The 25386-nt window shown below is 37.6% G+C and carries 25 protein-coding genes; 14 read left to right on the forward strand and 11 right to left on the reverse strand.

Translation table 11 applies throughout. The features are described 5' to 3' along the window. Nucleotides 1-101 precede the first annotated feature (101 nt). On the forward strand, nucleotides 102-1544 hold the full coding sequence (locus tag BN986_RS21150) for a M20 family metallopeptidase (RefSeq protein ID WP_040983943.1): 1443 nt from the start codon (nucleotides 102-104) through the stop codon (nucleotides 1542-1544). 133 nt (nucleotides 1545-1677) lie between these two features. On the opposite strand, the gene BN986_RS21155 is transcribed toward BN986_RS21150, so the two are convergent. The 8 genes from BN986_RS21155 to BN986_RS21185 all read right to left on the reverse strand — a co-directional run bounded on the left by BN986_RS21155 (nucleotide 1678) and on the right by BN986_RS21185 (nucleotide 7020). Next, entirely contained in the window at nucleotides 1678-2223 is a 546-nt protein-coding gene (locus tag BN986_RS21155) for a CBO0543 family protein (protein ID WP_040983945.1), read from the reverse strand. A 55-nt stretch (nucleotides 2224-2278) separates the two neighbouring features. After that, nucleotides 2279-2737, reverse strand: coding sequence for a hypothetical protein (locus BN986_RS21160; RefSeq protein WP_040984494.1), 459 nt, complete (start codon nucleotides 2735-2737; stop codon nucleotides 2279-2281). A gap of 2 nt (nucleotides 2738-2739) precedes the next feature. Further along, a complete protein-coding gene (locus tag BN986_RS21165) occupies nucleotides 2740-3531 on the reverse strand; it encodes a DUF5683 domain-containing protein (protein WP_040983947.1) in 792 nt (263 codons plus the stop codon). A gap of 130 nt (nucleotides 3532-3661) precedes the next feature. Further along, complete coding sequence (locus BN986_RS21170; protein WP_040983949.1) at nucleotides 3662-4210, reverse strand: CBO0543 family protein; 549 nt, start codon at nucleotides 4208-4210, stop codon at nucleotides 3662-3664. Nucleotides 4211-4371: 161 nt separating this feature from the next. Next, nucleotides 4372-4878, reverse strand: coding sequence for a hypothetical protein (locus tag BN986_RS21175; protein ID WP_052401015.1), 507 nt, complete (start codon nucleotides 4876-4878; stop codon nucleotides 4372-4374). A 54-nt stretch (nucleotides 4879-4932) separates the two neighbouring features. Then, nucleotides 4933-5466: a DUF3231 family protein gene (locus tag BN986_RS26775; RefSeq protein ID WP_052401017.1), complete on the reverse strand. Its 534-nt coding sequence runs from the start codon at nucleotides 5464-5466 to the stop codon at nucleotides 4933-4935. Next, nucleotides 5463-5948: a DUF3231 family protein gene (locus BN986_RS26780; protein ID WP_052401019.1), complete on the reverse strand. Its 486-nt coding sequence runs from the start codon at nucleotides 5946-5948 to the stop codon at nucleotides 5463-5465. The genes BN986_RS26775 and BN986_RS26780 overlap by 4 nt, the downstream gene beginning before the upstream one ends. A gap of 52 nt (nucleotides 5949-6000) precedes the next feature. Next, the gene (locus BN986_RS21185) at nucleotides 6001-7020 is read right to left on the reverse strand and encodes a DUF3231 family protein (RefSeq protein ID WP_040983951.1); all 1020 of its coding nucleotides are present in this window, start codon (nucleotides 7018-7020) and stop codon (nucleotides 6001-6003) included. A 240-nt stretch (nucleotides 7021-7260) separates the two neighbouring features. Between BN986_RS21185 and BN986_RS21190 the strand changes: the two genes are divergently transcribed. From BN986_RS21190 to BN986_RS27950, 8 genes are all read left to right on the forward strand, one after another. Beyond that, nucleotides 7261-8823, forward strand: a complete 1563-nt coding sequence (locus tag BN986_RS21190; RefSeq protein WP_040983952.1) for a spore germination protein — start codon at nucleotides 7261-7263, stop codon at nucleotides 8821-8823. Then, nucleotides 8810-9919: a GerAB/ArcD/ProY family transporter gene (locus BN986_RS21195; protein ID WP_040983954.1), complete on the forward strand. Its 1110-nt coding sequence runs from the start codon at nucleotides 8810-8812 to the stop codon at nucleotides 9917-9919. Before BN986_RS21190 ends, BN986_RS21195 begins: the two co-directional genes overlap by 14 nt. Further along, nucleotides 9912-11075, forward strand: a complete 1164-nt coding sequence (locus tag BN986_RS21200) for a Ger(x)C family spore germination protein (protein WP_040983956.1) — start codon at nucleotides 9912-9914, stop codon at nucleotides 11073-11075. The genes BN986_RS21195 and BN986_RS21200 overlap by 8 nt, the downstream gene beginning before the upstream one ends. A 17-nt stretch (nucleotides 11076-11092) precedes the next feature. Next, the gene (locus BN986_RS27465) at nucleotides 11093-11266 is read left to right on the forward strand and encodes a hypothetical protein (protein ID WP_187378599.1); all 174 of its coding nucleotides are present in this window, start codon (nucleotides 11093-11095) and stop codon (nucleotides 11264-11266) included. Further along, nucleotides 11235-11396 carry a hypothetical protein gene (locus BN986_RS27470; protein ID WP_187378600.1) on the forward strand — a complete coding sequence of 54 codons (162 nt, stop codon included), beginning with the start codon at nucleotides 11235-11237 and terminating at the stop codon, nucleotides 11394-11396. The genes BN986_RS27465 and BN986_RS27470 overlap by 32 nt, the downstream gene beginning before the upstream one ends. Next, the gene (locus tag BN986_RS21205; RefSeq protein ID WP_040983958.1) at nucleotides 11389-12813 is read left to right on the forward strand and encodes an FMN-binding glutamate synthase family protein; all 1425 of its coding nucleotides are present in this window, start codon (nucleotides 11389-11391) and stop codon (nucleotides 12811-12813) included. Before BN986_RS27470 ends, BN986_RS21205 begins: the two co-directional genes overlap by 8 nt. A 482-nt stretch (nucleotides 12814-13295) precedes the next feature. After that, a complete protein-coding gene (abc-f, locus tag BN986_RS21210; RefSeq protein ID WP_040983960.1) occupies nucleotides 13296-14747 on the forward strand; it encodes a ribosomal protection-like ABC-F family protein in 1452 nt (483 codons plus the stop codon). A gap of 73 nt (nucleotides 14748-14820) precedes the next feature. After that, nucleotides 14821-14943 carry a hypothetical protein gene (locus BN986_RS27950; RefSeq protein ID WP_262362489.1) on the forward strand — a complete coding sequence of 41 codons (123 nt, stop codon included), beginning with the start codon at nucleotides 14821-14823 and terminating at the stop codon, nucleotides 14941-14943. A gap of 206 nt (nucleotides 14944-15149) precedes the next feature. Here BN986_RS27950 and BN986_RS21215 read toward each other — a convergent pair whose 3' ends face one another. From BN986_RS21215 to BN986_RS21225, 3 genes are read right to left on the reverse strand one after another with little or no spacing between them, the layout of a single operon-like run. Then, entirely contained in the window at nucleotides 15150-16754 is a 1605-nt protein-coding gene (locus tag BN986_RS21215) for an N-acyl-D-amino-acid deacylase family protein (protein WP_040983962.1), read from the reverse strand. A 12-nt stretch (nucleotides 16755-16766) separates the two neighbouring features. Next, nucleotides 16767-18266 carry a sodium/pantothenate symporter gene (panF, locus tag BN986_RS21220; RefSeq protein WP_040983965.1) on the reverse strand — a complete coding sequence of 500 codons (1500 nt, stop codon included), beginning with the start codon at nucleotides 18264-18266 and terminating at the stop codon, nucleotides 16767-16769. Then, on the reverse strand, nucleotides 18263-18553 hold the full coding sequence (locus BN986_RS21225) for a DUF997 family protein (protein WP_040983967.1): 291 nt from the start codon (nucleotides 18551-18553) through the stop codon (nucleotides 18263-18265). Before BN986_RS21225 ends, panF begins: the two co-directional genes overlap by 4 nt. Nucleotides 18554-19176: 623 nt before the next feature. Between BN986_RS21225 and BN986_RS21230 the strand changes: the two genes are divergently transcribed. From BN986_RS21230 to BN986_RS21250, 5 genes are all read left to right on the forward strand, one after another. Beyond that, complete coding sequence (locus BN986_RS21230; protein WP_040983970.1) at nucleotides 19177-20535, forward strand: helix-turn-helix domain-containing protein; 1359 nt, start codon at nucleotides 19177-19179, stop codon at nucleotides 20533-20535. A 542-nt stretch (nucleotides 20536-21077) separates the two neighbouring features. After that, entirely contained in the window at nucleotides 21078-21524 is a 447-nt protein-coding gene (locus BN986_RS21235) for a hypothetical protein (protein WP_040983972.1), read from the forward strand. Nucleotides 21525-21578: 54 nt separating this feature from the next. Beyond that, nucleotides 21579-22157: an anthranilate synthase component II gene (locus tag BN986_RS21240; protein ID WP_316244940.1), complete on the forward strand. Its 579-nt coding sequence runs from the start codon at nucleotides 21579-21581 to the stop codon at nucleotides 22155-22157. After that, nucleotides 22154-23896 (forward strand): aminodeoxychorismate synthase component I, encoded by a 1743-nt coding sequence (gene pabB, locus BN986_RS21245; RefSeq protein ID WP_040983976.1) that lies wholly within the window; start codon nucleotides 22154-22156, stop codon nucleotides 23894-23896. Before BN986_RS21240 ends, pabB begins: the two co-directional genes overlap by 4 nt. A 271-nt stretch (nucleotides 23897-24167) precedes the next feature. Then, nucleotides 24168-25355 carry an MFS transporter gene (locus BN986_RS21250; RefSeq protein WP_040983979.1) on the forward strand — a complete coding sequence of 396 codons (1188 nt, stop codon included), beginning with the start codon at nucleotides 24168-24170 and terminating at the stop codon, nucleotides 25353-25355. Nucleotides 25356-25386 lie beyond the last annotated feature (31 nt).

Genomic DNA, 25386 nt, shown 5'->3' on the forward strand with positions numbered 1-25386 from the left:
GATATGACGAAAAGAAAATTCCATGCCTTAGCCTAGAAATTTCTTTAATATACGTGTAATAATAGAAGAGTGAGGATGAAAAAAGAGGAGAGTTAGTAACAATGAATGAAAAAGTTATCAACCAAATCGAAGAAATTATTGAACAGAAGCGAAAAGCTTTCTTTAAAGTAAGTGATCAGATTTGGGAAACCCCTGAAATACGTTTCGAAGAAGAAAAATCCTTTAAATACTCGGCTGATTTTATGGAAGAACAAGGCTTTCAAGTAGAACGAGGAGTAGTTGACATTCCTACTGCATTTACTGCAAGTTTTGGAGATAACGGCCCCGTCATTGCGATATTAGGGGAGTATGATGCTTTACCTGGACTAAGTCAAAAAGCCGGTGTAACAGAGTTTGATCCAGTACAAGCTTATGGTCCCGGGCATGGTTGTGGTCATAACTTGCTTGGCGTGGGTTCGATGTCTGCAGCTGTTGCTGTAAAAGAATACTTAGAGAAAAATAAATTAAAAGGAACGATCCGTTATTATGGCTGTCCGGCAGAAGAAAGTGGTTATGCCAAAACATATATGGTCAAAGCAGGATTGTTCGATGATGTAGCGGCATCTTTTTCCTGGCATCCGCATTACACAAATAGTTTATTTCATGGACCATCACTGGCAGTTCTCCATTCTACCTTTACTTTTAAAGGGATAAGCTCTCACGCAGCAGCTTCTCCAGAGCTGGGAAGGAGTGCATTAGATGCAGTGGAACTGATGAATGTCGGTGCTAACTATATGCGTGAACATATGATTGATGAAGCACGTGTCCATTATGCAATTACGAATTCTGGAGGCATGTCTCCAAATGTTGTCCAAAAAGAAGCAGAGGTTTCTTATTTTGTACGTGCTCCGCATGCAGACCAGGTACGGGCTTTGTTTAAACGCCTCACAAAGATCGCAGAAGGTGCTGCTTTAATGACAGAAACTTCGATGGATTACCGGATCGAAGGTGTATGCTCTAATCTTGTTCAAAATGCGACGTTAGATAAGCTACTTCATAAAAACATGAAAGCTCTGGAACACCCGCATTTTACAGATGAAGAGCTGGAATTAAGCAAGAAATATTATCAGACATTAAATGAGGATGATATTGCTTTTGCTGCATCCCTGGTCGGTAAAAAAAAAGCGAAGGAACTTGCTGCGCGTCCGCTTATTCATGAAGTTGATGCCTATCGCGAGGCTCCAGCGTATGTAAAAGGATCAGGATCTACGGATGTGGGAGCAGTCAGCTGGATAACACCTACTGCCCAGCTGATGGCGGCAACTTGGAGTTTCGGTACACCATTCCATACATGGCAGGTCGTGTCTCAAGGGAAAACTTCCTATGCAAAAAAGGGAATGCTTTTTGCAGGAAAAGCAATCGCCAGCACTATCATTGATGTTTTGCAAAACCCAGAGATACTGGAGGATGCTGCTAAAGAGCTTCGTGACCGTGAAGCAGGTCCGGAAAACTATGTGTCCTTGCTCCCGGAGGGTCAGGATCTACCTTATATGCTTCGTAAGTGAACTGGAAAGAGGTAATCTTGCGAAAGTAAGATAAGAACACGAAACACCAAATCACTCATTATGAAATGTTCCCTTTATCGCTGCTGACAGAGAAATACGAAAACCGCTTAAATACGATAATGGGAGCATTTTACTATTCATAATACCGGTCCAGCTGCTTGAATTTATTAACCACGAATTTAAATACAATCGCTATTAGAATATAAGGAAAAAAGGAATAGATATGTTTCCAACTATGCAATTCATATATTTGTAACCACACTAAAAGTGGTTCCAGTATAAATGCGAAAACAAAAGCATTTATGGTAGAGGCAATTAAAAAGGATTTCCATGTATGAAAATACTGATAGACAAGCATATAAATAATAGGCATTTGTATGGTATGTATCTCAGCAATCTGAGAAACAGGTAATAATGTATTAGTATAATGCCATAACATTAGTGAGACACCTATTGCATCCCCTATCACTCCTGTTGCTGTTACAAAAAAACCGTATGTGACAATCTCAAATATTCTCTTTTTATCTAAAAAAATAAGCCATACAACAAAAATACCAACAGTGGTAATAACAAGAATCCACCAACTGATGGTAAATAAGTTTTCGTGTAACCAGTACCCCATTCTTGTATCTCTATACTGCTGGAATGTTTCAACAACATCACTCCAAGTAGATTGCATGTATACCCACTCCTTCATTTATAGCAAAAATAAAATGTTGAATATAGATCCATAATCATTTTACTTTTGCTACGCCTAATGCAAGATGTTCCCATAGAATATTTTCTACTAACTCAGCCATAGTTTTTTCACAATCAATAATAAGAATGACCTCCGGACGTTTTCCTTTTAAAAGTCTTTTTCGCTTCTTAACAACCTTTAATGTAAACAGTCTGATAGCGAATCCTATAACAAATCCAATAAATGCAAAAATCAAGCCCCAATAAATCGGCCCCCACGCTAATTCAAAACCAATACTGGTTCCGAAGACAGAAAAAGCCGTAGCAAGCGCTACCCCTATATCAATCAATGAGGTGCCATCAGAGCTATGCAAACTATCAAATAATTTGCGATCTTCACTTCGGTTATCAAGGGGAACCGCATAAATGCTCGTTTTTGAAATGCCATTTTTTTCTAAGGTCGCAATGGCCATTTCTACATAAATATTATTTTCCAGCGCCGCGTAAACTTGCATCATTATTCATTCACTTTCTCACCCTTTAGAATTTGAAAATTGGAGTCCTGGTAATTGTCCTTTAAAAATCTACGTTGTTCTTTTTCAAAAAGTTTATTATTTTCCACCGTATTTACATACGCATCATAAATCGAAAATCCATATATAGAAGGTAACATAAGCAAAAATTCCTCTCTTAACACAGCAGTTGACTGACTGAGGTCGCCTAAAATCAAAAGTGTGACAGCTTCAAGGAGATGTGACCAATACAAAAAGATAACAGCCCAGCTAATGACAAAAAGAGCCGTAACAAGTCTATGAATATAGAGCTGTCCCAAACCTGGGACAAAAGCTGACCAAATGGCCGCCATCATAGGGTTTCTTTTATCTAAGTAGTTGATTTCCATCGATCCGATACTAAATAGGTTGAAGTGATGATCTTCACGCTCTGCAAGCATATAAACTTTGTTCATATCTACCGTAGTACGGTGACTATCCCATATAGCAAAAAAATAGACGGGTAAATAGGCTAAAAGCCAGCGAGAATCCAGCACATTCGTAGCCATATCAAATTTGCCTTGAAATGAATAAAGAATAGCCAAATTCACGTTCGCATTTAAATTAATAAAAACTTCCCAAATAAATAGGACAAATCCGCGAAGATACTTCGACAAAAGCAGATGACCAAACCCTGGATAAGCTGCGCTCCACCAAGCAATGATGGAGGGACTTCTTAAATGAAGCTGCGTGGTACCAAGAATGCTGACATGGGCTTTATAACGTCTGGCGGTATTATTGGTTACATGATTATCCATGAAGGGTCTCCTCGTTTTCCTGTTTTCTAACATCTTTTCCTTTTATCAAATGTTTTATACAGAATGTCCTATAAAAAGGAAATATGAGGAAATGGACAATCAGGCGTTAAATTTTATATACGAAAAATTGCTATCCATCATAATTCTGGTCCATTTTCTTGAACTTATGAATGAGGAATTTGAATCCAACAGCTATCAGAATATAGGGAATAAATGAATAGATAAATTTCCAATGAATCGTTTCATATATTTGTAACCATACTAAAGTCGGTTCGAACACAAATGCGAAAATAAATGCATTGATGGTGGAGGCAATGAAAAAAGCTTTCCATCCAGGGAAATATTGATAGATAAGCATGTAAATAAAAGGCATTTGTATTCTGTGTATTTCAACAATGAGAGGTAAGGGAAATAATGTGTTTGGATAAATCCATAACCACAACATAACGCCTATTGCATCACCTATCATGGCTACGGATGCGACAAAAAATCCATATGTAATAATCTCGAATATTCGCTTTTTATCTAGAAGAATCAGCCATATAATTAAAACAATAATGGTTGTAACGAGAAGAATCCACCAACTGGAAGTAAATAGGTTCTCATGTAACCAATATTCCGTTTTTATGTCCATAGTCTGCTTCGTCAATTCCTTAACATCTTGCCAATTGGGCTGCATACTTGCACACGCTCCTAAGCTTGAATTAACTCATGTTTTTAAGGCCGATATATAATGTCGTGTGTCTCCCAGATTTAGGAGACCTCTGCAGATGATAAAGGAAAAAAGCTGCTGTCTAAAAATTACAGCATTTTTTTCCGTTAAACTCCAAACAAGCATTTTCACACAACTTCTTCCGCTTCATCATCAGCATATATTTTCAACAAAATCCACCTTATAATCCCGCCAACAGCTAAACCAATCGGCGTAGAAATAATTGGAACCCACAATGGGCCGATTAATGCGCCGAAAAGGGTTAATGTCGGTGAAAAAATTAATCCTACTGTCACCATGTAGGCTGTAAAAGCAAGTGGCAGATAAGCAAAGGCTTTTTTCCCGCCGCCTGCGCTCCTATAAGCATCCCAAATAGCGTAGAAGTATAAACAAGGATAAAACATTAACCACAAATAGTTGGTTTGTGCGATTGCTTCTTCAATTCTAAGATGAAAGCTCAAAATAATAATGGTGTTCAAATTTCCCATCACATTAATTAAGATTTCCAATCCAATAAATAGAATACCCTTTAGATAATGGCAATTTAGTAACTGTGCGAACCCGGGCAAAGCGATGCTCCAGAGTACCGCTTCGAGTTTCTTGCTTTTTTTAGTTAGTTTTGTCTCCGTAGACATAACTACTCCGTAAACTCTTTCTGTGAAATGGAGAAGCATATCTTTTTCATATTTTTACCCCTTTCTCTTTTCTGTCTTCGCTAACTCTTCTCTATCAACCATCCGCGGCGGTTCTTCCAACCAGCCATTATCAATCAGGATATTGGCGCCATCTTCTGCGTAAAGTAAGGTTTCTCCAACCAAACGGATATAATTTGCTCCGATGTCTTTTCTGGTTTGGGTGGACATACTAAAACCATAAAAGCCGATACCTAGTGTAGTCATGCCCGTTGTATGAAGCATCATCAATTTATCGGAAAAAGGGGAAACCTCCGCAGAATCTGTTACCAAGGAATCGGAGCCCATTGGAACGGAAACATCACTTCCTTGTAATAATTCACTGAATATATTCACATGTTTTTTAGCAATATTGATGCCCCTTAATAGATAGGATCTAACTTCTTTTGACTTTGCCACCTGGCTAAATCCGGTTAAAATAGCGGCGCCCAATGCATTTCGCTCAATGTCGGAATATAATGTTGTGATTTCCTGGGCTAATAACGGTCTGCGATCACCTAACCATCCCTTAAGGAAGTTTTGCTTTTTCACAAAATCCACCTTTTTTGGAATAGGAATGGAAGGGGGCGGACGAACGTGCCGTGGGCCAGCGAAATTTGGGTCGCCTTGTGATGAATTGCATGACAATCCTGGAATCCTTTACTGAAGAAATCGTAAACATCCTCACGGGCACTGCTACTTATAGCCGCCGTCATAACGGTCATCCCCAGCATGCCAAAATTTAAAGCATGCTGGAGCATATAGCCGTCTGTGTATAACTTTTGTGCTTGGATATTTACATCTTCATCCGTAAGTCCTTGGGGTACGGGATGATTTTCATTGATTAGAAAATGTTTGAGCTTCCCTAAGTGATCTTGACACACATTAAATATATCGTCGATCAACGGACGTATTTCCTCATTTTCCACCTTCTCCTTAAAATAAGTGAATACAGTATTGTTAAGGCTGGCGTTCATATAAGCTCTCCATATGAGGGAGATCTCTGCTGCTGTTAAATTTATTTTATTGTCCATGTTTTCCCGCCTCCTAGTTAACGTTTATCTGTTTAAAAAGTACATAGGTGAATTAGCTTTTCCCTTTATTCTTTGCTAAAAGTTCCCGATCTTTTGTACCGGGCGGCTGTTCGAGCCAATTATTATCAATCATGATATCTGCGCCGCTTTTCGCAAGTTTAGCAACTTCCATAGATAAACGTCCGTAATTCACACCTAAATCCGATCGCTGGCTGGTCGATCCTGCGGTGGCATAGTTTCCTACTCCAGCGGACATAAGCAAGGACATATGAAACATCATTAATTTATCGGAAAAAGTCTGTGTAGTGGAATCACTTACTGCTACATCAGGCAATTGTGGAGCTCCAAGATTACCCTCCATTAATTTATCCACGAAAATTTTGATATGCTTTTGTGAAATGTTTTTTCCTCTTATCATAAAATCCTGTACGACTTTGGAAGGGGAGGTTTGGGCAAATGCCATGCACAATTTTGACCCTATTTCATTTGTCTGGATGTTCGTATATAACTGCGATATTTCAACGGCATTTAACGGTCTTTTCTCACTAAATGGATTCATGCCATTATAATACTTTTTACTGTCCACATAATCTGATTCTTTAGGTGGCTCAATATGGGGATGTCTCGCATTGATTCCTTTTTCCAGGCCAATATGGACAGCATAATCATAAAGGTCTGCTGTTTCCTTCAGTCCCTGTATGAAATAATCCCGGATTTCCTTTTTGACACTCATCGCGACAGATCCGCTGTAAGTGATCATCCCAATTCTTGCCATGTGCGTAATGTAGGTTAAACAGAATACATCCGTAAAAAGATGGGGAGCATTCATGTTGACATCTTGCTCAGCAAATCCGATAGGGGTTGCGTAATTTTCTTCTTCAAAAATCTGATGAAGCTGTCCGATATGATTTTCAGATATGTTATAAGCATGCTGAACAACAGGCTTTATTTCAGAGTCCTCGATGTGTTTTAGCATGAAACTTAGGATGCATACCGCCAAAGTATCATTCAAATATTCCGACCATACGGAAGCAATCTCTGCCGATGTTAGATGAACTTTCTTTTCTGTCATTTTGTGTATTACTCCTTCCCAGGTGAAATATAGATTTAGATTCTGCAACTGAATGATATTTATACATAAGTTTAGTCCTATTGGGAAAAAGAAGAAGAGTAACTTTTTAGGATGTTGTTCAAAAAGTCGCAAACGGTTTTGATGGGAAAAGCAATCTTTCGGGATATTGCATTTTTAGCCGACTGCTTCTAATAAGTCAACTTTTGAACACGTATTATCAAATGACTTGAGGGGATATAATTGGGTCGATTTTTATATCGGAATAATATTAAAAGAAATAGCAAGAAGAAAAAAGAAGGAGAGGAAAATTTCTCTCTGGAAATTGAAACAAACCTGGCTGGAAATCTAGGGAATATAAGGAAGATGCTTGAGGATCCGGATGATCTTGTTATACGTAAATTCACCATTGGCAGTGCAAATCATCGTACTGCGGTTGTCTATATGGATGGCTTAGTTGATAGTAACTACGTTCATGATCATATTATGGAAGATCTAAAAAATGCTACGGAATTACCAAATGACAAACGAGAGCTTTTTAATGTTATTCACTGGGAAGTTATTACGATAACAGATATTGAACTGGGACAATCATTAGATGATGTATCCAATGCAATCTTAAGCGGGAACACCGTTTTTTATTTGGATGGAATGGACCAAGTACTTATCATGGATACAAAAGGAGGGGAAAATCGTGCCATTGAAGAACCACAGTCGGAAACACTAATTCGTGGTGCCAGGGATGGTTTTGTAGAGGATTTAAGAGCAAATACGACCCTTATCCGCCGGTATATAGCTGATCCTAACCTGCGTTTTAATAGCTATAAGGTCGGCAAACGTTCTAAAAAAGATCTTGTTGTCGTTTATATGGATGGCATTGTAAACCCTGACATGGTGGAAGAAGTAAAACGAAGACTGGCAACAATTGATATCGATGAAGCACCGGAGAGCGGCTATATTGAGCAATGGATTGAAGATAGTTTTTTATCTCCTTTCCCACAGATTTTAAATACGGAAAGACCAGACAAAGTTTCAGCGGCAGTTCTTCAGGGGAAAGTTGCCATTATGCTCGACCGTACTCCATTTGTTTTAATCGTACCGGCTACTTTTGGCAGTTCTCTGCATTCCCCTGAAGATTATTACTGGCGTTGGTCTCTTGCAACTTTGCTTAGATTGCTGCGCTATCTTGCAGCTTTTATCTCGGTGTTTTTGCCGGCATTATATATCGCATTGGTGTCTTATCATCCAGGTCTGCTCCCCTCCGATTTAGCTTTTTCCATTGCAGCAAGCAGAGATGAAGTTCCATTTCCTCCAGTTGTAGAGGCGCTATTGATGACTGCGACGATGGAATTATTACGGGAAGCGGGAATACGACTGCCGAATGCTATTGGACAAACGATAGGAATTGTTGGTGGTCTTGTTATTGGAGAGGCAGCAGTTTCAGCTGGATTGGTCAGTCCTGTTATGGTTATTGTCGTTGCTCTCAACGCCATTGCCTCTTTTGCTCTGCCTTCTTATGCGATTGCAATATCATTTCGTATTCTGCAGTTTGGGTTAATGTTTGCAGCTGCTATATTCGGACTTTATGGAATTATCCTTGGCTATATCATGATAAATGTCCATATTGTTAATTTGATGAGTTTTGGTGTGCCATATTCGACTAATTTTGCACCGAACTTTAAGAGTGATTGGAAAGATCTTGTTTTACGCGCACCGATTACAATGATGAAAAAACGCCCTGTCTTTTTGCAGACGAAGGATAGGAAGCTCATGGATAAAGGAGATAACGGCAATGAAGAGGTTTAAATATGCAGATGAAAGAATCAGTGAAAAAGAAATCATGATTGCCATCCCATCCATCGTTATTGGGGTAGGAATTCTTTCGATGCCAAAGCAATTAGCATCTGTTACAGTAGCTGCCGATGGTTGGGTCCCCTTACTCGTTGTAGGAATATTTGCTATTTTTATAACTTGGGCAATAGCCAAATTTGCATCAGGTTTTCACAAACAAACATTCCTGACCTATGCATCCAAAATCGTAACGAAACCAGTAGCAATTGTTTTGACTTGTATATTTGCCGTTCTCTCTATTTTTATAACTGCCTATCAAATTCGTAAAATTAGTAATATATCTCAACAATATTTATTTGATCGTACACCAATCGAAGTCATTGCACTAACCTTTTTGTTGGTAGTCGTCTATGCAGTCTCGGGTTCACGTGTAGGTTTGTTTCGAATCAACATGATGTTTTTGCCAATTATTCTTTTGATTGCACTTACTCTCGTGGTATTTAATTTAGGTTGGTTTGACCTAGGAAACTTAATGCCTGTATTGCAGACACCTTTTACAGGTTATGTGGAGGTGCTGAAAAATACAGGTGGAATCTCGTATCTTGGCTTTGGGATTTTATGGTTTTATCTTTCATTGGTTGATCAACCCAAAAAAGCACCAAAGGCAGCTGCGATTGGTATGTGTATACCTGTTGCCTTATATATGATTATTTTTATAATGTGTATTAGCACGTTTGGTAATGCAGTTACATCCAATTTACTATATCCGACGATAGAGCTGGCAAAAGTGGTAGAGATACCTGGTGGTTTTTTTGAAAGATTTGAATCTGTTTTCTTTGTGATATGGATTATGGCTATTTTTATTACTGCAACGATGGCCATGGACATTGGTGTTCTTGCATTAAATTCTATTTTCAAAAAAACAAATAAGATAAAGATTGTTTTTATTCTTGCTCCTCTCATATACCTCACTGGTATGTTTCCGCAAGATATTGTGGAAGTGGAGTTGTTAGGAACAATAATGGGCTGGATGATGATTATCTTAAACCTCACTGTTTTTGTACTATTGACGGTGGTTGCTAAAATTAGAGGGGTGAAACACAATGAATAAATTATATTTATTTCTTCTATGTTGTAGTTGTTTATTACTTTCTGGATGCTGGGATGAGGTAAATATTGAAGAACGAGGTTTTGTGATTGGTATTGCACTTGATTTGGCAGAGGAACAATCAGAAGGCAACCCGATGATAACAATGACGGATCAGTTTGTTGTACCTGCAGGGTTGGGCACCCCCAGTGAAGGTAATAGTGATGGAAAACCTTACACTAACTTATCTGTTAGCGGGCAAAGTTTATTTGAAATAAGCCGGGAAATGGCGCTTATTCAAGGAAATTCCCCTTTTTACGAGCATTTAAAATTAGTCGTGGTTTCTGAAGAATTAGCGCGTAAACCAAATTTGTTCGCCAATACGATGGACCTGCTTATCCGTGATCCGGAAATGCGGAGGGAGACCAAAGTGGTGGTTTCCGAACAAGATGCGAAGGATATATTAGAAATTGAATCCGAAATGGAACCACTTCCAGCTATGCATATTGACTTTGTTAATGAAAATATGGATAAATCAGGAGCGTTAATTGAGCCACTCAGAGTAGGGGATTTAAATGAAAATATGTTAGAAGAAGATAATTATCTAATTCCAAGAGTCCTTCCAATCGATGGCCAAATGACATTTAATGGAGCAGCTATCTTTCATGGAAAGAGTAACCAATTAATTGGTATTATCAATGGACGGGAGATCTTTGGTGTGAATTTAATAAAAGGTGATATAAAAGGGGGATACGTTAAATTTGAGAAAAATGACAATTTGATGATTTATGAAATAAAACGAGCAAAAAGTGATATAAAAATAGATACTGATCAGACAGATCATATTAGCATTGATGTAACCATTGATTTAGAGGGATCTATTGGGGAGTCATTTAGTGGGAGATCCCTGCTAAATAAAGAATATATAGATGACATAGATAGGGAAATAAGTGAAAGTGTTGAAAAGAGAACATCTGATATAATTAAAAAGGCACAAGAAGAAATAGGGGTAGACTTTTTTGGATTCAGTGAAATAATGAAGGAAAAACATTACCAAGAATGGCTAAAAATAAAAGATGATTGGGATGAAGGCGAAAAGCTTTTCCAAAATGCAACGATAAATATTACAGTAGATGCAACTGTCCGAGGGATAGGTGTAACGGATCAAACAAAGGATTAGAAAGGTGGAACTTACTCATGTGGGAACAAATAACAGGAGCATTACCCGATTATTTAATTTTGCTATGTACCGTTTTAACCTTTTTGATTCCGTACGTCATTTATACAATCAATCAAAAGCTGCATGAATACGGTGACCCGCCATGGAAGCATGAAAGATATGAAGAGAAAGAGAAGAACAAAGAAACGTGAAGCTGGTGGGCTAAATAAGAAAATATATCATGGGTTGATTATTCGGGGGGAAGTAAAAATGAAGCAAGCTGGAGAAGTGATAAAGCAGCATGATATTCGTCGAGAAAAGGAGTGTATGGACGATGCTTGATATAATTATTCTTATTCTGCTTAGTCTGTTTATCATCATGTGTCTTCTGTTGTTTATAATGAGACGCCATTTGATAAAAAGGATGGTTGATCATTATGGGAAAACCCTGATGGAAGACCGTTATCAAGAGAATCTGTTTGAAATGGTGGCAGGTTTTAAACATATGGGGATTCAGCAAACTTTTGAGAATAATTTACGGGCGGAATCTGGCGATGTCTTGCATCGGCCGCTTGGTTCTTCCAAAACGTGGCCGGATTTTGAAAAGCTGACATTTATACCTGCTCAAGTAGCAACATTTCCGACAGAATATACGGAGCAAGTAGATTTAAAGGTAACGATAGGTCCCGAAGCCAAGCAACCAATGGAATTAGATATTCCTTTAATGGTCAGTGGAATGGCGTATGGGATTGCCTTAAGCAAGGAAGTAAGATTAGCGCTGTCTGATGCGGTAAATCAGCTGGGCACCGCACTTAATTCTGGTGAAGGCGGTGTGATGGAGGAAGAGATCGATGGGACTGATAAGTATATCCTGCAGTTTTCTAAGACAAGCTGGTCTAAGGAAGAACAGCTTATCAAGAAAGCGTCCATGATTGAAATAAAATTTGGTCAAGGTGCATTGATGAGCTCAGGTGTTGTAATTCCAGCGGAGGACCTTCAAGGCGATATTCGAAAAGTATTAAACTTAGACGATGGGGAAGAGGCAATTATCCATAATCATTTTTTTAAGGATCAAACCTTGGAGGATTTTAAAAATCTTGTTCAGGAATTAAAAGAATTGACTGACGGCGTGCCGATTGGAGCAAAAATTGCTGCGGGTGGAAAAATAGAAGCGGATATTGATGCTTTATTGGAAATTGGCGTGGATTACATTGCTGTGGACGGAGCACAGGCAGCGACCCATGGAGCGCCGCCAATACTATCAGAGGATTTTGGGATTCCTACGATTCATGGGTTGCACCGCGCACATCAGCATTTACAAAAAAAGAAGGCAAGAGATAAGGTCAGTCTGATTATTTCGGGCGGGATGTTTACGCCGGGTCAATTCCTAAAAGCAATGGCATTAGGGGCGGATGCTATTTATTTAGGATCGGCAGTCTTATTTACTGTCTCTCATAAGCAGGTTTTAAATGCTGTTCCCTTTGAACCGCCGACACAAGTCGTCTGGTACGACGGGAAATATAAGGATGATTTCAACCGGCAGGAAGGAACGAAAGCATTAGTCAATTATATCAATGCTTCTGTGAAAGAAATGGAAGAAGGTATCCGCATGATGGGAAAAAAAGCATTATCGGAATTAGGAAAGGATGATCTTGTGGCTTATGATGAGACGGTTGCCCGGGATTTTGATGTTCCTTATAGTGTTCATTCTGATGAAGAAGGTTCTAAGAAGAAAGAGGAGCCGATGATTGAGCTTTAGAGAAAAAGTCAAGTTGACGTAAACAGCTAAACGTCTTATAATAAAATTAAATTCAGAACGGAAGGGAAAATGTGCTAAGATGAGATTTCGATTCCTAGACTTGAACAACTAATTAGATAATATGTTCAAGATCTGCCGGCGATTTTGTGCTTGCAGAGAAATAGGATTCGTCTGTCTTTTTTTAGCTATCATCATGAAGGTATACATGAGGGATATCTTTTTTCCTAGAGGAAGTATGTGAAAAGAACAGCAGACGATCTGTTGTTCTTTTTTAATAATGAAATACAGGTACAACGAAAGATTTCTATTTCTTTTGCACAGAGAAGCAGGGCATTCGTTCTAATAAAAAATAGGGAGAGATTACGATGCAGATGCTATTGTTCTTTTAATCGATACGGGCTTGTATCAGAAAACACAAGCTCGTATCGATACAGTTACAGGCTATCGGTACGGGAAATTAAAAAATCTCGGAGGTAGCAAATATGCAAAACATTCAATTTGAAATAAAAGATGTCGAATTAACGTATTTAGATAAAGATATTTTTTCCATCGAACGGTTAGCTGTTCATTTTATGGATCGTATCGGTATTGTTGGCCCGAATGGTTCGGGAAAAACAAGCCTGCTCCGGCTGCTGGCAGGAGAGATAGAGCCGAGAAAAGGAAAAATTCACCGCCATGCAAGCCTTGCTTATTTAAAACAAATGGAAATCCCCGGTGAAGAACAAGCAGATCCAAAGGTTTTAGGCAAACTTCAAGTGCCAGATTTAGATGAAGGCATCAGCGGGGGAGAACAGACGAAAATAAAAATAGCACAGCTCTTGGCGGATTATAACGAAGCGCTATTGATTGATGAGCCGACGACACATCTTGATCAACAGGGAATCCGATACTTACGGAGAGAACTGGAAAATTATTATGGAACGCTGATTTTAATCAGTCACGACCGTAAACTTTTAGATCAGCTCGTTACAACCATTTGGGAAATTCGTGACGGAGAAATCCATGTTTATTCTGGGAACTATACGGATTATGAAGAACAGAAAGCTCTAGAGGAACATCAGCAGCAGGAAGCCCATGAGCAATATTTAAAGGAAAAAGCCCGTTTAGAAGCAGCAGCACAGGATAAAATGCAAAAAGCTGCGAAAATGACCAAGGGCGCTAAAGCAAATACCCGAAAGAAAGAAGGAACGGATCGACGGCTTGCATCAAAACCTAAAGATGTTTCGCAAAAGGCGATGCAAAAAAGTGCTAAGGCCATGGAGAAACGGATGGAGCAACTGGAAAAGGTGGATGCTGTTCAGCATGAACGGCCCATTCAATTTAACCGCTCTAAGGCGTTGGAGCTGCATCATCCCTTCCCGGTAATGGGAAATCAGCTGACATTAAAGGCTGGTGAGAAGGTTCTTTTAGAAGACGTTCGTTTTCAATTTCCTTTAGGTAAAAAAATTGCGATTACAGGAGCAAATGGTTCTGGGAAAAGTACGTTGTTGAAGGCGATTTATGAACGTCAGGAAGGACTGGAGATTTCACCAAAAGTAGAATTTGGTCTTTTTGAACAACTCGCCTATCAGGAGAAGTCAGATGAGACGGTATTAGGAAGTTTGAAGAAAACAACCGATTATGAGGAAGGCTTTTTGCGCAGTATTCTGCATTCTATGTATTTTAAAGGAAATGATATTCATAAAAAACGTCGTCATTTAAGCGGCGGTGAGGCTATCCGTCTTCAATTATGCAGATTATTTCTTGGCTCCTACCATGTTTTATTACTTGATGAGCCGACGAATTTTTTAGATATCCAGACAACGAAAGCATTAGAAGTATTTTTTAAGGCTTATCCAGGAAACATTATTTTTGTTTCTCATGATGCTGCTTTTATCGAAAATGTAGCGGACCATGTATATGAAATGAAAGATAAAAATATCATGGAGAAGTAGAGAAGAACAGGAGCGGCTATTTGCTCCTGTTTTTTATTCGCAGCATGCGGTTCTCTAGGAGTTAAAAATGCATATGTGCTATGGAAAGGCAGCGAATAGATCTCTTGATTTATTAAATAACGAAAGAATCTACTGGCTGGAATCCAGTGATATTCAACCAGTAGTTAGTTTACTATGGTACAAACCGTTTCTATAACTCTTCCGATTTCAACATATTTTCTTTATCCATAATGAAGACTTTACATTAAGAACATTATTTATAAAAGGAAATTGTTTTTGATACATGGAAATTTCTTTTTGAGTAAAAATTTCTGTTTCCTTCTTTTCGTATAAAGAATCTTATTTAAAAGAGGGTTAATAAGATTCTTTATACGACATATATTAAATATTAGGTTTTATAAACTATAGCGTTATTTTACTATATTGAGAATCCCTTCGTATTACTTGACCTGCAGTTTCATTGGTAAATTTACCTTCTTCTACGGTAAGATTTCCATTTACTAAAACATACGATATACCGCTCGGTAATTGGATTGGATCTTCATAAGTAGCTGTATCCTTAATGGTATTTGGATTGAAAATAACGATATCCGCCCAATAGCCTTCTCTCAAGTATCCTCTATCCTTTAATCTTAATAACTGTGCAGCAGCACCTGTCATTTTTCTTACCCCTTCAGAAAGTGTAAAGATACCTTCATCTCTAGCGTATTTACCTAGGACTCTGGCAAAAGTTCCGTAAAGTCTAGGGTGTGGTTTACTACCAAAGATGCCATCAGAGCCTACCATTTGTACAGGATGTTTCATACCATAAATCAAATCCTCTTCCATACCCCAATGAATCGTCATTGTGATTGCGCCTTCCTCTTCTACTAAAAGATCTAGCGCAGCTTCAGATGGATCTTGTCCACGAAGTTTAGCAATCTCTTCCATGCTCTTACCTTCAAAAATCTTATTTTTTTCTGTGGCTATTGTATTAATAAAGATATTTTCCCAACCACAATTAAAAACCCAGTTTTCATAACTATCATTTGCTTTAAAGTCCTCTTGAATTTGGGTTCGAACACTTGGGTCCTGTAATCTTTCAAGCATTTTCTTAGTACCACCTGAGTGCATCCATGGCGGTAAAATACTATGAAATACAGTAGACCCTGCTGTATATGGATATTGATCAAAGGTTACTTCTATTCCTTCTTCTCTAGCCTTATCAATGTTCTCTAAGAATTTTTTGAATTTGTCACGATTATATTGACCTGCTACTTTAAAATGGGATACGTGTAATCGTATTCCAGTTTGCCTAGCTACATCGACTACTTCATCTAAAGCCTCTAAAGATTTATTACTCTCATTTCTAATATGAACCACAAAAACCCCATCGTATTTTACAGCACCTTTACATAAAGCAATTAATTCTTCTTTATTTGAGTAAACATTAGGCGGATAAATTAGACCAGACGATACACCAATCGCTCCTTCTTCCATACCTTTTTCCACTAATTTAGTGATTTGTTTAAGTTCTTCTGCTGTTGCAGCTCTTTCTTCAAATCCCATAATTAGCGTTCTAACATTACCGTGGGGAACTAGATGTAAAACGTTACCTGCGATAGGGGTGTTCTCTAAATGGGTTAAATAATCATCTACAGATTCCCATGGCCAATCTCCTATATCTCCATCGAGTCCCTTTAATTGTTCCTGCCATAAAGGTTTTGTTTCTGTGTTAACTGGGGCAATAGATATTCCGTCTTGCCCATGTAACTCTGTTGTTATTCCTTGTAGCAATCGAATTTTGTGTGTCTCAAGATCGGTACACAACAAATCGCTATGAGAATGGGTATCAATAAAACCTGGCGAAATAGCCAAACCTTGTGCATCAATAACATTTTTTGCATTAGAATGATCAAGCTTATTTATTTTTGCTATCTTCCCATTTTTAATACCAATATCAAGCTTTGTTGCAGGATTTCCAGTACCATCAAATAGTTGTCCATTTTTAATTATTAAATCAAACATACAAACACTCCTTTATTTGGCAATATTTTTATTAACTTGATTTATTTTTGGTGATGGCTCTGCACCCCAAAACTTATTAATTATTTCAAAACTTGGTTTTTCTGTCATATAACTGAACACAATCATACTAGTAATATTTAAAAACAGAGAGATTCCAATCGGGTCCATTCCAAATGGGTTTTCAAACATCATGGTCGCTGCAACATATGAAACAAATCCAATGGTCATGGAAGCAATCGCTCCCCACTTATTAGCACGCTTCCAATATAATCCGAAAACAATTACTGCAAATAGGGTAGCCTCGAGCCCACCAATTGCAAAGATTACAACAAACTGAATAAGTTCTGGTGGAGTCAATGCAATAAGGACAACTGCAGTACCTATAAACAAAGTTGAAAAGTAGGATAAGTTTGTAACAGTTCTTTCGGATGCATTAGGATTGATATAGTTCAAAAATAAATCTTTTACTATTGTTGAACTTGTCACTAGTAGCATGGAGTCTACTGTGGATATTATTGCTGCCAAGGGTGCAGCAAGAATCAATCCAGCTAACCACCCCGGCACTAATTCAACGATTAATAAAATTAGTGCCATATCCGGTACTTCTACACCTGGTAATAATACTCGAACCAGAGGACCTATTGAAGCAAAACCAATAGAGAAAAGGCCCATAATAATCACTGCATAAATCATTCCTTTATGCATGGATTTCGAATCTTTAAAAGTCATGCCACGAACAGCAGCGTGTGGCAAACCAATCATTGCAATCCCAAATAATAAGAAATAAGAGAATAGTAATGTTGGGGTAACGCCACTGGCTCCAGGTAATGTCACCATTTCTGGATGGTCTATCGTTAATTGGCTGACAATTGCTTCAAAGCCATTGGTTTTTACCATAATGATGACCCATACTAAAACTCCTCCCAACAACATGGCAAAACCTTGAATGGCATCAGTAATGGCAACTCCTCTATATCCACCAAATACAGTAAGTAAAACAACTACTGCACCAAAAATAAGTAAGCCCCATTGATAAGGAAATCCTGTAACTGCTTCAAGTATTCTTGCGCCACCAGCAAATTGAGCAACCATGTATGCACTAATAAATATCAATATTCCAAGTGCGCTTGCAATGATTACTGCATGACTTTGATACCTTTCTTTTAAGAAGTCCGTAATCGTTACAGCACCAATTCTTCTGGAGATAATAGCAAATTTTTTTCCTAGTATTCCTAATATATAAACACCCATTGCAGTTTGACACGCAATGACCAAAGGCCAACTAAAGCCTTGTTCGTATCCAACACCGGTTGCTCCAATAAATGTGCCTGCGCTTGCCGCAGAGGCAACCATAGTGAAGGCTAATACTAGTGGACCTAAACTTCTACCACCTACAAAAAACTCTTCATGAAAGCTTGATTTATTATTTTTTAAATGTTTATGGAAATAACTGCCTACTAATAAAGTAGCTAGTAAATAAAGGATAATCGGAATCAAAATATCTAATCTCATTCATCCTCCTCCTTTACATAGCCGTCTAATGGCATATCTTTAAAAAGAAATTTAACCATTAAGTAAGTAGAAATACATAATAAGCCTATTGCAATAAGTACTCCATAAAAGTACCATGCTGGAAATCCCGCTATTAGTTTAATCTCACTTGCTTCAACGTTATATCCAAGAGGAAAAGCTAGGGCAAAAACTAACAGAATATTAAAAATGAAAAATATAATTGTATACACGACTTCCTTGTTACATTGTTTAAATCTTTCATCTTCTTTAAAATTTCCCTTGTTCATAAAATACCCCTCACATTTTGTATTTTATAGATACTTGAATATTTGGAAATTAATTCATAGTGATTATTACCTTAGTTAATCATCGCAAAATAAGAAAATTAAACCTTAACTATAGTATTAAATGAAGAGCTACTTATAAAACAAAACTTCATTCAGTGGGAGTTTTCGACGCACAACTCTTTACGATGGGACGAGTAATCGCAAAAGCACTTCGATGGGACGAGTAATCGCAGTCCCAGTCCCAGTCCCAGCCCCAACCCCAGGACGTGGTGAACTTAGTCTGCTTCCTTCATTCTCCCACTGAATTAGCCTTAGTGTTTCAGGGAGTTAGCGCCCGTTATCTCCCGCCTTAATAAATTTATTTTCGCTCTTTATTTTGAGGCGGGAGTTTTACGGGCGGTTCTCCGTGATAAATAAAATCCACCACCTTTTATGTTTAATTATTGACAAGTTGATAAATAGTCAAAAATTATTTTAAAAATAATATAGCAAATATTCTTAAATTTGTAAACGCTTTTATGTGAAGCTGTTAGTAGAAATTCTATATTTTCCATTTTCCATTTCATCACTTATAATTGAAGTTAATAAGTCCTAAAACTACTACATAGAAGGGGATAGATTTAATGTCAAAGTTATTAGTAGGAATAATAGGCCCCAAAGATTTAGTGGAAAAAATTCTAAATCAATGTAGACCCGAAAAAATGGAATATATCGAATATAAACTCTTTATTATTCAAAAAGTAGAAAACACAAGGGATATTGACCGGAGACTTTTGGCTAAATGTGATATTCTTTTTTTCGCGGGGCAAATGATTTACGAAATATATCTTGAGAATCCTTTGAGTAGCGATGAGGAAACCGGTCCTATTTCAATTAATATAGGGTATGATGGATCAGCACTTTATAAATCTCTTTATGAGCTGGCTATGGAAACTAAAGGAATGCTTTCTTTATTCACTCCCTTTACCATTGATGTTTTAAGAGAAAATGAGGTATTAAATTCATTAAAAGAAGTTGATTTACATATGGAGGACTTTATTACAATTGATGGACCATCGACCTATACAACTAAAGATTGGGCAAATTTGCATGAAAGATATTATAAAAACGGGGAAAGTGTATATGCAGTTACCTGTCTTACAAGTGTTGCGGAGGAATTAAAAAATAGGGGAATCCCTGTAAAGAGGGTGGTTCCAACACATTCTTCCATAAACGTTGCTTTAGAAATGGTTTATGCTCAATCTGATATTTTAATAAAAAATCAATTACTCACCACTGCATTTTTAATAAAGTGGAAAGAAACAGATAGACGTCCCAAAAATCGTTATAATTTTTATAGACAAAAATTGAAATTTGAAGAAATTATTATTGATTTTTGCGAAAAGCATAATGTATCGTTAACCTTTTCAAATGAGCATCAAGCTAATTTATATACGAATATGTTAATTGCAAAAGAATTTACAAATAATTTTACGAGCTTTTCATTAATAAAAGAGATTGAGGATAAAACCGGTAATAAGGTTTTTATCGGCATTGGAATTGGAAATGAAACATCAAATGCAGAATTATCCGCTGAAAAATCATTGAAATTTGCCGAGTCAAAAAATAAATCCTGCGCCTATGTCTCGTTTCAAAATGGAGATATTAGTGGACCGCTCTTAACTGAAGATCAATCACCGCTCACATTTTCAACGAGCTTTGACAATGAATTATTGAAAGAGATATCAAAAAAAACAAACTTAAGTGCCGTTACCATCTCTCGTTTAATGTTTTTATTACAACAAAGTAATGGAGAAAATTTAACCATACATCAACTTGCAGAAGCGTTTGATGTATCTCTAAAATCTGCAAGTAGGTTATTAAATCAACTTGAACAGACAGGTTTTGCGAAGGTCATAGGTAAAGAACAACCCCCTGGTCGTGGTAGACCAAGAAAGATTTATAACCTCATGATACCAAATTCTTTCTCGAAAGATCTTTAGTTTGTTAAAATACTTCCTGCAAATATTTACTCCTAAGTTTGTAGGAAGTTATATTAGAATCGATCCTCTTAATTAATTTTTCGCTTTAATATTAATGATCTGCATACACGATTCATTTTTTAAATAAATCTTCTTGATAAAAAATTTTACAAATCAATGTTTTATTTATCCAATATTAATGAGGTATAGTAAATTCAGTTACTTTCCCGATGGACAAAATAATTTATTATATTAATAATGAAAACAGACAGTTACTTTATCACGGAGACCCGCTCGTAAAACTCCCGCTTCCAAATAAAGAGAGAAAATAAATTTATTTAGGCGAGAGATAACGGGCGCTAACTCCCTGAATCACGTAGGCTAATTCAGTGGGAGAAAAGAAGCAAACTAAGTTCGCGACGTCCTGGGGTTGGGGCTGGGACTGCGATTACTCGTCCCATCGAAGAGCTTTTGCGATTACTCACCCCATCGTAAAGAGCTGTGCGTTGAAAACTCCCACTGAATGAAGTTTCGTTTTATAGCAAGAAAAGGAGCGAGGCAGTATGAAGAGGATACTTATTATTTCATTTATCATTGCAGCAGGTGTATTTTTCCTGGTTGGAAAATTGGAGGGGGAGAGTACACTATTTGCCAAGACATTACCTTCTAATATGAATGAAACAAATGAGATTAAAGAAATTACGATATATGAAGTGAAACCAAGAGGAAAGCCAAAATCCATTTCACTAACGGAGAAAGAGGACATTGCGAAGATTTTAAAAGCTGGAGAATCAGTGAAGCTCAAAGAAGCAAATGAATTTGTAAACTCTGGATATCTACTTTTATTTCAAGGGTCTAAAGAAAATTATGCTGTGACAGTTGATAAAGATGGAAATGTTGATATGGACGGGCATGAAGAGCATTATGAAATTAAAGGAGATAATGAATTATTTCAAGCTATTCAAGGCTTTAATGATCAGTGGGAGATACTAGATGATGAAGAGGTTTAAGTAATTCATATACTTATAAAATATTGGGAAGATGGGGGTGGGAATGTGTTATTAATGATTGATAACTATGATTCATTCACTTATAATATCGTTCATTATTTGGAGAATTTAGATGAGGAAGTTATTGTAAAATATAATGATAAGTTGACCCTAGAAGAGATAGAACAATGGCAGCCTGATTATATTGTTTTGTCACCCGGACCACATACTCCAGAAAAAGCAGGAATCACATTAAAAGTCATCGAACATTTTAAAGAAAGCATTCCTATTCTGGGAATTTGTCTAGGGCATCAGGCTATTGGGCAAGTCTTTGGAGCGGAAGTAATAAAAAATGCTCCTGTTCATGGAAAACAATCGTCTATCCTTAATGATCAACAAGGAGTGTTTTCAAACCTTCCTAAAAGCTTTACAGTGACCAGATATCATTCCCTAAGTATTCATCCGGATACGCTGCCGGGGAATCTAACTGTCAGTGCGACAGCAGCAGATGGAACAATTATGGGAATCCGTCATAAAACATATCCAATCGAGGGGATACAATTTCACCCAGAGTCTGTTAGTACAGAGCATGGCTATGTATTATTAAATAATTTTCTGATGTTATATAAAAAAGCAGGTGAGCTACAAAAATGAAAGAGAACACTAAAATGATATTTGATTTTTCCTTTGAAGACGAAGCTGGTATCCGTCGCATTTTTGAAAAGCCAGAAGAAATTCTCATTGCCTACTCACCTGCCGAAGTGAAGAATGTATTTATGAAAATCGATTTATATCAGAAAAAAGGCTATTACCTGGCTGGTTATATTTCGTATGAAGCAGCATCTGCATTTGATAAAAATCTGGTTACCCATAGCAAAGGTAATCTCCCGCTTATGATAATGGGTGTTTTTAAAGACGTACAACTAGAAAAAAAGAATACAACTACTGGTCATCCAATACCTTCCGTAAAGTGGCAAATGACAACAAAAAAGCAGCAGTATGAGCAAAATGTGAAAGCAATAAAAGCTGCCATTGCTGAAGGAGATACATATCAAGTGAATTATACGGTTCGTATGGAAGCGGATAGAGCAGTAGATGGAGCGTTGTTATATGAACAATTATCTGGTGCACAGCAGGCAAGGTATGGTGCACACCTGCAAATAGGGGATAATGAAATTGTCTCTGCTTCCCCTGAGCTTTTTTTTGAACAGAGAAAGCAGTTTATCCGTACAAAACCAATGAAAGGGACTATTAAACGAGGACAGACACCGAAAGAAGATTCCCGGAATAAAAAGCAGTTAGCTCATTCCGAAAAGGATCAAGCAGAAAATGTCATGATTGTTGATTTATTACGAAATGATTTATCCAAAATCGCTGTAAAAGGTTCTGTTCAAGTCCCAAAACTATTTGAAATCGAAACGTACCCCACTGTTTATCAAATGACATCAACCATCACAGCGGAATTACAAGAAAACCTCAGTAACTTTGATATTTTTAAAGCGTTATTTCCTTGTGGTTCCATTACCGGAGCGCCGAAACAAAGTACCATGGAAATCATTAAACAGCTGGAAGATTCACCAAGGGAGATTTACTGTGGAAGTATTGGTTTTATTACACCAAATCAAGAAGCATTATTCAATGTAGCGATAAGGACAGCTTGGATGGAAAAAGGGAAACCGCCTGTTTACGGGGTAGGTGGAGGAATTACTTGGGATTCGGATGTGGAAGGAGAGTATAAAGAAGCTTTGGCAAAAGCGGCTATTTTAAAAGGGACTCCATCTTCCTTTCACATTTTGGAAACGATGAAGTATGACGGGAAACAGATACTCCGCCTGGACAGGCATATGGCCAGGCTTAAAAGAACAGCCCGGCAGTTTCACTATCCTTATTCTATTGAAAACATTACCCGACAGCTTAGGGAACAGGTGGAGAAATATCCTGGGCCGCAGAGAGTGCGCCTTCTGCTTGGACAGGATGGAGAGGTCAATGTAACATGCACACCGCTGAAAGAAGAACCAGAAGTACAGCGGAAATTTGATATAGCTTCCTCTCCGATTGATCGAAATAATATATTCTATTATTATAAAACGACCCATCGGCAAATGTATGCTGCCTTTCGAGAGCAAGACATCGACAGTTCATTCTTTGATGTTCTTTTATGGAATGAAGAAGAGCAGCTGACAGAATTTACGATTGGCAACCTGGTTGTGAGACAGCAGGGGAAATACTATACGCCGCCTGTTTCTTCAGGATTGCTTGCCGGGACGTATAGAGAAGAAATGCTGGAACAGGGGATCATAGAGGAAAAAATCTTGTGGAAGCAAGATATTCCCGCCTTTGAAGAAATTTGGCTGGTTAACAGTGTGCGCGGCTGGGTAAAAGTAACATTTTAAAGAAATAATTTTCATAAAAAAAAGATTGCATGATTAACCGGTGCAATCTTTTTTTTATGCAGCTTAAAAGGATAGAAATATTACTGCCACAGAGGGCTTTATCAGCACTTTTATTATAAACATACATTTTCTGAATAAGGGTAAATCGAAAGCGAAAAAAAGCTATAAAAATTTTGAGCAAAAGTATATCTGAAATAAAAAAGTTGTGATATGATATATCAGATTCCTAAGGGAGGTTTTAAATGAAATTTTAGTTAAGGAGAAATGAACTATGAAAAAACAAAATATGACATTATCAATCTTACTGATGAATTTGTTTATTGCATTTTTAGGTATTGGATTAGTTATTCCGGTTTTACCTACAATTATGAATGAGTTGAATTTGTCTGGATCTGTTGTAGGTTATCTGGTAGCAGCTTTTGCTATAGCGCAGCTTATTGTTTCACCACTTTCTGGAAGATGGGTTGATGCGTTTGGACGTAAACGCATGATCGTTATCGGGCTCTTGATTTTTAGCTTTAGTGAGTTTTTATTCGGTATCGGAAAAACCGTAGAAATCCTATTTATTTCCAGAATTCTAGGTGGAGTGAGTGCTGCTTTTATAATGCCTGCAGTTACAGCTTTTATTGCGGATATTACAACCCTTGAATCCAGACCGAAAGCATTAGGCTATATGTCTGCAGCAATTAACACCGGATTTATTATTGGGCCTGGTGTTGGTGGATTACTGGCTGAAATAGGACCAAGAATTCCGTTTTTCGCGGCGGCAGGATTAGCGCTGTTTACTGCGATTTTATCAACAATTACACTGCGCGAGCCTGAAAAAAATTATGAGGAACAAGGAGATGCAGAAGCTCCAAAACCTGGCTTAGGAAGAATCTTTGTTCCAATGTATTTTATCGCGTTTATTGTTATATTTATTACTGCATTCGGCTTGTCTTCTTTTGAATCGCTGTTTTCTTTATTTGTGGATCATAAATTTGCATTCACACCAAAGGATATTGCGATTATTATTACCGGGGGAGCGATTGTTGGTACCATTGCACAAATTGCTTTATTCGGCAGATTAGCAAATAAATGGGGAGAAATCCGTTTAATTCGCTACTGTCTAATGTTCTCAGCTGTTCTTGTAATGGCAATGACCGTTGTGGAAAGCTATGCGATGATTTTATTCGTAACGATTGTTGTTTTCATCGGTTTTGATTTATTAAGACCGGCTGTTACTTCTTATTTGTCTAAAGTGGCAGGGAATGAACAGGGATTTGTAGGCGGAATGAACTCGATGTTTACTAGTATCGGAAATGTATTTGGACCAATTATTGGTGGGATGTTATTTGATATAAATTTAAACTATCCGTATTATTTTGCAGCGATGGTACTCATGGCAGGGATTGCTGTGGCAATGGTCTGGAAAAATCCTAAAGCACAGCCAGAGCATGTTATCGAGGAAATCAAATAATTGCTTGTTAATAATAGATAGAAGAAACGCA

Origin of the sequence: Oceanobacillus jeddahensis, from assembly GCF_000750635.1 — a bacterium.
Lineage (GTDB): Bacteria > Bacillota > Bacilli > Bacillales > Amphibacillaceae > Oceanobacillus > Oceanobacillus jeddahense.